The 8,058-nt window shown below is 64.8% G+C and carries 5 protein-coding genes; 4 read left to right on the forward strand and 1 reads right to left on the reverse strand.

Going from position 1 to position 8,058, the window contains the following annotated elements:
* The first annotated feature begins 115 nt into the window (after positions 1 to 115).
* Positions 116 to 2,875, forward strand: coding sequence for a TonB-dependent receptor (locus ACVOLJ_RS08455; protein ID WP_481563912.1), 2,760 nt, complete (start codon positions 116 to 118; stop codon positions 2,873 to 2,875).
* 138 nt (positions 2,876 to 3,013) lie between these two features.
* Here the strand turns inward: ACVOLJ_RS08455 and ACVOLJ_RS08460 are convergent, their stop codons facing one another.
* Positions 3,014 to 3,616 (reverse strand): TetR/AcrR family transcriptional regulator, encoded by a 603-nt coding sequence (locus tag ACVOLJ_RS08460; RefSeq protein WP_025877807.1) that lies wholly within the window; start codon positions 3,614 to 3,616, stop codon positions 3,014 to 3,016.
* 141 nt (positions 3,617 to 3,757) lie between these two features.
* On the opposite strand from ACVOLJ_RS08460, the gene ACVOLJ_RS08465 reads away from it, so the two are divergent.
* The 3 genes from ACVOLJ_RS08465 to ACVOLJ_RS08475 all read left to right on the forward strand — a co-directional run bounded on the left by ACVOLJ_RS08465 (position 3,758) and on the right by ACVOLJ_RS08475 (position 7,693).
* A complete protein-coding gene (locus ACVOLJ_RS08465) occupies positions 3,758 to 4,675 on the forward strand; it encodes an alpha/beta fold hydrolase (RefSeq protein WP_481563913.1) in 918 nt (305 codons plus the stop codon).
* Positions 4,672 to 7,149 carry an acyl-CoA dehydrogenase gene (locus tag ACVOLJ_RS08470; RefSeq protein WP_481563914.1) on the forward strand — a complete coding sequence of 826 codons (2,478 nt, stop codon included), beginning with the start codon at positions 4,672 to 4,674 and terminating at the stop codon, positions 7,147 to 7,149. The genes ACVOLJ_RS08465 and ACVOLJ_RS08470 overlap by 4 nt, the downstream gene beginning before the upstream one ends.
* A gap of 76 nt (positions 7,150 to 7,225) precedes the next feature.
* On the forward strand, positions 7,226 to 7,693 hold the full coding sequence (locus ACVOLJ_RS08475) for a hotdog fold domain-containing protein (RefSeq protein ID WP_481563915.1): 468 nt from the start codon (positions 7,226 to 7,228) through the stop codon (positions 7,691 to 7,693).
* Positions 7,694 to 8,058 lie beyond the last annotated feature (365 nt).

Here is an 8,058-nt window from a genome sequence, read left to right on the forward strand (position 1 = left end):
AATTTTTGGCAGAGGGCCGTTACTATCGATTCAGCCTCGCGATTTTGGAGCCTTATTTTTTGGCCCCGCCGCGCAGGCACTACCCCAGCCAAGATTTCTTGGAGAGAGAGAGCCAATGAATTTCCAGTCCAACAAGCTGCGTGACGCTGTCGTCGTCGCGCTGATCGCCGGTGCGGCGACATCCGTAACAGCCCAGGCGCAGGAAGCGACCAACCTGGATCGCATCTCGGTGACCGGTTCGCGCATCAAGAGCACCGACATCGAAACCTCGCAGCCGGTGCTGAGCCTGACCCGCGCCGACATCGAAAAGCAGGGCGTGACCTCGGTCGCCGACATCCTGCAGCGCATCTCGGCCAACGGCGCCGCGCTGAACCGTACCTTCAACAACGGTGGTGACGGTTCGGCCGGCGTCAGCCTGCGCAACCTCGGTGCCGAGCGCACCCTGGTGCTGGTCAACGGCCGTCGCTGGACCACCGGCCTGGACGGCAGCGTCGACCTGAACACCATCCCGACCGCGATGATCGAGCGCATCGACGTCCTGAAGGACGGCGCTTCGACCATCTATGGTTCGGATGCCATCGCCGGCGTGGTGAACATCATCACCAAGCAGAACTTCGACGGCGCCGAAGCGAACGTCTACAAGGGCCAGTACAGCGATGGCGACGGCGAGCGCGAAGCGTACGACTTCAGCATCGGTACCACGACCGATCGCGCATCGCTGGTGCTGGGTGCGTCGTATGTGAAGGAAGGCAGCGTGATGGCGGGTGATCGCAAGATCTCTGCCGGCGGTCCGCCGTTCTTCAGCGGCCAGAGCGGCACCGGCATTCCGGGCTCCTACATCCGCAACGACGAGCGCTACGTCATCGTCAACGGTGTGGAAACCTTGTTCGATGGCAACGTGCATGGCTACAACACCGCGCCGGACAATTACCTGCTGACCCCGCAGGAACGTACCTCGCTATTCGCCACCGGTTCGTACAACGTCACCGACAACATCACCTTCCGTACCGAGGCGATGTACAACGAGCGCAAGTCCGAGCAGCTGCTGGCGGCGATGCCGGTTACCGGCATGGACCTGAGCGCGGACAGCATCTACAACCCGTACGGTGAAGAGCTGAGCGGCGTCAACCGTCGCTTCAATGAAACCGGTGGCCGTTCGTTCAACCAGAACGTCAAGAACTGGCACTTCTACGGCGGCTTCGAAGGCTTCTTCGAATTTGCTGACCGCAACTTCGACTGGGACGTCGGCTACCGCTACGACAAGACCGACCAGAACGACCTGACCTACGGCCTGTTCAACGTGCAGCGCCTGGGTGAAGCCTACGGTCCGTCGGCCATCCGTGACGGCCAGGCGGTCTGCTTGACCTCGGCCGGCGGTGACGTCATTCCGGGCTGCGTGCCGATGAACCCGCTGGGTGGCCTCGGCTCGATCTCGCAGGCAGCGCTGGACTACGCTTCGTTCACCGCCCATGACTCGGCCAGCCTGGTCTCGCGTGGTTACTACGCCAACCTGTCCGGTGAGATCGTGCAGCTGCCGGCCGGTGCGCTGGCCTTCGCGGCCGGCTACGAGTACCGCAAGGAAAGCGGCCAGTTCGATCCGGACGCCTTCATCGCTGCGGGCCTGAGCACCGGCAATGGCGCTGCTCCGACCAAGGGCGCCTACGATCTGGACGAGTTCTTCGTCGAACTGTCGATTCCGGTGTTGGCTGATCTGCCCGGCGCCAAGCTGCTCGACTTCAGCGTGGCCTCGCGCTACTCGAAGTACAGCAACTTCGGCAACACCACCAACAACAAGTTCGGTTTCCGCTGGAAGCCGATCGATGACCTGATGGTGCGTGGTAACTACTCCGAAGGCTTCCGCGCACCGAGCATCAACAACCTGTACCGCGGCGACACCGATTCGTTCGAAACCTACGCAGATCCCTGCTCGGCTTCGAGCGGTCGTCGCAACGGTGCGGTTGCTGCGCAATGCGCCGCCGAAGGCGTTCCGGCCAACTTCCAGCAGCCGGGCGCCGGCAGCGGTGCCAACAAGCAGACGCCGGAAGCGTTCACCTGGAAGTCGAACCCGAACCTCAAGCCGGAAACCTCGACCAGCAAGACGCTGGGCCTGGTGTGGAGCCCGAGCTTCGTCAGCGGCCTGAACGTCACCCTGGACTGGTGGCAGATCGAGATCGAAGACGCGATCACCCGCCCGGCCATCCAGGACATCATGGACCGCTGCTACGGTGGCTCGCCGCAGGAACAGGCCGCCTACTGCGGTCTGATCACGCGTGATCCGACCTACGGCACCGCCACCCAGCGCTACACCATCACCAACGTCGACATGCCGCTGCAGAACCTGTCGTCGTACAAGGTGGAAGGTTGGGACCTGGGCTTCATGTACCGTCTGCCGGAAACCTCGTTCGGCCAGTTCACCATCAGCTGGGACAGCACCTATCTGGCTACGTGGGACACCAAGTCCACCGATGATGCCCCGGTCGATGGCCGTGCTGGTCGCTACCTCGACCAGGATCCGTACTGGCGTATCCGTTCCAACCTGTACGTCGATTGGACCTACGGCGACTTCGGTGTCAACTACGGCCTGCGCTACAAGTCCGGCATGACCGAAGACTGCCCGTTCGATCCGGTGCGTGACGCCGACCTGGTGGGCTACTGCTCCGATGGTCAGAACGGCAAGAACCACATGGGTGCCACCACGTACCACGACATCCAGGTGCGCTACAACACCCCGTGGAAGGGCACGATCATGCTCGGCCTGAACAACGCATGGGACAAGCAGCCGCCGGTCTCGTACTCGACCTCGTACAACATGTTCGACCCGCAGTACGACCTGCCGGGCCGCTACATGTACATGCAGTACAAGCAGAAGTTCTGATCGATTTACTGATCGTCTGATGCAGCAACGGCCCCGCAAGGGGCCGTTGTTTTTTGTGCGTTCCACAGCGTGGAATCGCCAACGAAAAAGGCCGCGGCAGTGCCGCGGCCTTTCTCATATCCAGCGAAGCAGCAAACCTCAGCCGTTTGGAATCAGCGTGTCGATCAGGTGTTCGACATACGCCTCGAAATCCTCGCGCGCCTGCTTGGGCTGCTGCAGCTGCAGCGACAACTGCAGGAAGCCCACATAGGCCGCGTAGGCCAGGCGCGCGCGATGGCGTGCATCGGTCGAGCTCAGGCCCGCCTGGCGGAACGAGGCGATCAGGTAATCCAGCCGACGCTGCGACACGCGGTCGATCACCGGGCGCACCATCGGGTGGTCGAGGGCCTTCAACAGTTCGCTGTAGATGATGTGCGGCTGCACCTCGTGCGCCACCATCTGGAACAGCTGACGCAGGCGCACGCGCGGGTCGGGCACGTCTTCCAGGCTGCCGAACACCTGTTCCTGTTCGAACAGTTCCCAGCGCTCCAGCGCGGCCTGCAGCAGCGCGTCACGCGAGGGGAAATGCCAGTAGAAACTGCCCTTGGTCACGCCAAGGCGGCGCGCCAGCGGCTCCACCGCGACGGCACTCACACCTTGCTCGGCAATCAGATCGAGGGCCGCCTGGGCCCAGTCTTCGGCACTCAGGCGGCTGTTGCGGCCGGCACGCGGTTCGCCGGCGGAAGCGTCAGGTTGATTCATCTGCTGATTTAACCATACGCCGGGGTTCGTTGCAGTACGCGCTTACGGCTGAAACCGTCGGCAGCTGGGCCAGAAGCGATTCTGCGCCGCACCATACCGTGCAGTATTGACATCCGCCCCAAGCGATCCATACTAGAAAGTATGGTTATGTCCCCTACTCCCGCTGCATTCCATGACCTGCGTCTGGAGGCCGCCCACGGCGCCTCGCTGGTCGCAACGGCCAGCAATGCTGGCCGACGTGGGCGCGTACTGTTCGCACACGGCTTTGGCCAGACCCGACATGCCTGGACCACCACCGCCAAGGCACTGTCGGCCGCCGGGCTGCAGACCCTGGCCTACGACGCCCGTGGCCATGGTGATTCGGACTGGAATGCTGCCGATCTGCCCTATCACGGTGAACAGTTCGCCGATGACCTGATCGTGCTGGCCGGCGAACAGCCGCGCCCGCCGGTACTGGTCGCCGCCTCGATGGGCGGCCTGTTCGGCCTGCTCGCCGAGTCACGCTGGCCGGGCCTGTTCTCGGCCATGGTGCTGGTGGACATCACCCCGCGCTGGGACACCGCCGGTGTCGAACGCATCCTCGCCTTCATGACCGCCCATCCCGATGGCTTCGCTTCGCTTTCGCAGGCCGCCGACGTGATCTCAGCCTACATGCCGCACCGCCCGCGCAAATCCGAGGATTCGCTGCGCGCCCTGCTGCGCGAGGACGGTCATGGCCGCTGGCGCTGGCACTGGGACCCGCGCCTGGTGGCCGAGCTGGCCCGCGACAGCGAGCAGCACCAGGGTGCACTGGCCGAGGCCGCGCGCCAGGTGAAGTGCCCCCTGCTGCTGGTCAGCGGCGGCCGCAGCGACCTGGTCACCCCACAGACGGTGGCCGAATTCCTGGCATTGGCGCCGCACGCGCGCCACGTACAGTTGCCGCAGGCCACGCACATGGTCGCCGGTGATGACAACGACGCCTTTACCGCTACTGTGTTGGACTATCTGGACGTGTTGCCCGCAGCGGATGCTGCAGCTTCGTCCGCCATAAACGAGCACGTCACCGGAGCACGCTCATGAGCCTCGTCATTCCCTTCCTCGCCCTGCTGCTGGCAGGCGCGTTCGTCGCCTACCACCGCATGCGGCTGATTACCTGGACGCTGATCAGCGTGGCCCTGCTGGCCGCCTGCTGGTTCGTGCCCTACATCAACCAGACCGCCACAATCGTTGCCGCCGCCGTGCTGGCCGTGATCGCCGTGCCGCTGCTGCTGCCGTTCATCCGCAAGCCGCTGCTGACCGGCCCGATGATGAAGGTGTTCCGCAAGGTGCTGCCGCCGCTGTCGCAGACCGAGCGCATCGCCTTGGAAACCGGTTCGGTCGGCTTCGAAGGCGAGCTGTTCACCGGTGATCCGGACTGGAACATCCTGCTGAACTACCCCAAGCCGCAGCTCACCGCTGAAGAACAGGCCTTCCTGGATGGACCGGTCGAGCAGCTGTGCACGATGGTCAACGACTGGGAAATCACCCACGTCCATGCCGACCTGCCGCCGGAACTGTGGGCCTTCATCAAGAAGAACAAGTTCTTCGGCATGATCATTCCGAAGGAATACGGCGGTCTCGGCTTCTCCGCGCTGGCCCACCACAAGGTGATCCAGAAGCTGGCCTCGGTATCTTCGGTGGTCAGCTCCACCGTCGGCGTGCCGAACTCGCTGGGCCCGGGCGAACTGCTGGTGCATTACGGCACCCAGGAGCAGAAGGACCAGTACCTGCCGCGCCTGGCCGATGGCCGTGAAGTGCCCTGCTTCGGCCTGACCGGCCCGTTCGCCGGCTCCGACGCCACCTCGATTCCCGACTACGGCATCGTCTGCAAGGGCGAGTGGAACGGCGAGCAGGTGCTCGGCGTCAAGCTGACCTTCGACAAGCGTTACATCACCCTGGCACCGGTGGCCTCGCTGATCGGCCTGGCCTTCCGCATGTACGATCCGGACGGCCTGATCGGTGAAACCCGCGACATCGGCATCACCCTGGGCCTGCTGCCGCGCGACACCGCCGGCGTGGAAATCGGCCGTCGCCACTTCCCGCTGAACTCGACCTTCCAGAACGGTCCGGTGCGCGGCAAGGACGTGTTCATTCCGTTGACCCAGTTGATTGGCGGCGCTGCCATGGCCGGCAAGGGCTGGAACATGCTCAACGAGTGCCTGGCCGTGGGCCGCTCGATCACCCTGCCCTCCACCGCCAGCGGCGGTGCCAAGGCCGGTGCAGCGGTGACCGGCGCCTACGCTCGCATCCGCAAGCAGTTCGGCCTGTCGGTCGGCCGCTTCGAGGGCGTGGAAGAAGCGCTGGCCCGCATCGGCGGCAAGGCCTACAAGATCAGCGCGCTGTCGCAGGCCACGGCGGCAGCGGTGGACCGCGGCGACGTGCCGTCGGTACCGTCGGCCATCGCCAAGTACCACTGCACCAACATGAGCCGCGAAGTGATCTCGGACATGATGGACGTGATCGGCGGCAAGGGCATCATCCTCGGCCCGCGCAACTTCGCAGGCCGCAGCTGGCAGGCCGCGCCGATCGCGATCACCGTGGAAGGCGCCAACATCATGACCCGCAGCCTGCTGATCTTCGGCCAGGGTGCGATCCTCTGCCACCCGTGGGTGCTGAAGGAAATGAAGGCCGCGCAGGATCCGGACACCCGTGCCGGCCTGCAGGACTTCGACCGCAGCCTGTTCGGCCACATCCGCTACGGTATCTCCAATGCAGTTCGTTCGTTCTGGTTCGGCCTGACCGGTGCCCGCTTCGGCGCTGCTCCGGGTGACGCCTACACCCGTCGTTACTTCCGCAAGCTGGACCGCTACTCGGCCAACCTGGCACTGATGGCCGACATCTCGATGATGACCCTCGGCGGCAAGCTGAAGTTCAAGGAATCGCTGTCCGGCCGCCTGGGCGATGTGCTGAGCCATGTCTACATGACCAGTGCCATGCTCAAGCGTTACCACGACGAAGGCGCACCGCAGGCCGACCAGCCGCTGCTGGCCTGGGCCTTCCATGACAGCGTGCACAAGATCGAAGAGTCGCTGTCGGCCGCGCTGCGCAACTTCCCGATCCGCCCGATCGGTTGGCTGATGTGGGCGCTGATCTTCCCGCTGGGCCGCCGTGCCGAGGCCCCGGGCGACCGCCTGAGCCGCCGCGTGGCCGCCCTGCTGATGGCCCCGAACGAAGCGCGTGACCGTCTTGCCAGCGGCGTGTTCCTGACCCCCTGCGAGAACAACCCGGGTGGCCGCATCAACAGCTACCTGAGCAAGGCGATCATGGCCGAGCCGGTGGAGCGCAAGTTCCTGAAGGCACTGAAGAGCAAGGGCATCGAAGCGCTGGACTTCAACAGCCAGCTGGACGAAGCCGTGGCCGAAGGCGTGATCACCCAGGACGAGCGCAGCCTGCTGGAAGAACTGCGCACGCTGACCCTGGACACCATCACCGTGGACGATTTCGACACCCACGAACTGCGCGCGGCCAGCTACTACGACCGCCAGCACAAGGACCCGCATTCGCAGGCAGCCTGATCGCCCGCGACATGCGTTGCCTTCGACGGCGGGCTTCGGCCCGCCGTTGTTTCATCTGCCGACCGGAACACCCACCATGTCCACGCCCCTGCTCTCGCTCTACCGCCGCCTGCAGCGCTGGCCCGCCGGCAACTGGCTGTTCTCCCGCGCGGTGTGCTTCAAGGCGCCCTACTTCGCCAGCATCGCGCCGCGCATCACCCTGCTGGAACAGGGCCGCTGCGAGGGCACGCTGGCCGACCGCCGCAAGGTGCGCAACCACATCGGCACGGTGCACGCGATCGCAATGTGCAACCTGGCCGAGTTGACTGCAGGGCTGATGGTCGATGCGTCGTTGCCGAAGGGCATGCGCTGGATCCCCAAGGGCATGCAGGTGCAGTACCTGGCCAAGGCACGCGGCACGCTGCACGCGGTGGCGCTGCCGGCGCAGCCGATCGTGACCGCCACCGAGGGCTATGCGCTGCCGGTGAAGGTGAGCGTGCGCGATCGCGCAGGCACGGAAGTGTTCAGCGCGGCGATCGACATGTGGCTGTCGCCGGCGAAGTAGTGTTACCGCGAACGGCGCAGCCCCTCGTGGGTGGGTCGCGGAATGCGGTTCATCGGTTGGGCCGGCGGGGTGGGGCCAGGCGGGGACGCCGCAAGTACGTCCTTGTAGGCTTAGCCGCGCCATCCATGGCGCGGATACCCCACCCGGCCCCACCCCGCCAGCCTCGGACAGATCTCTGCGGCGTCCACCCACGCAAAAGAAAAAGAAGAGCAAAAGCAAAAGCGGCCCATCGGCCGCTTTTGCTTTTTGCTCTTGCTGTTGCTCTTGCTGTTGCTCTTGATCTTCTTTTTCTTCTCCCTGGGCTGGCCGCGCACGGAAACTGTCTGGGGCCGGGGGGGGGGGGGTGGGGGGGCCCCCCCCCCCCC

This window comes from Stenotrophomonas sp. STEN046 (assembly GCF_056759755.1).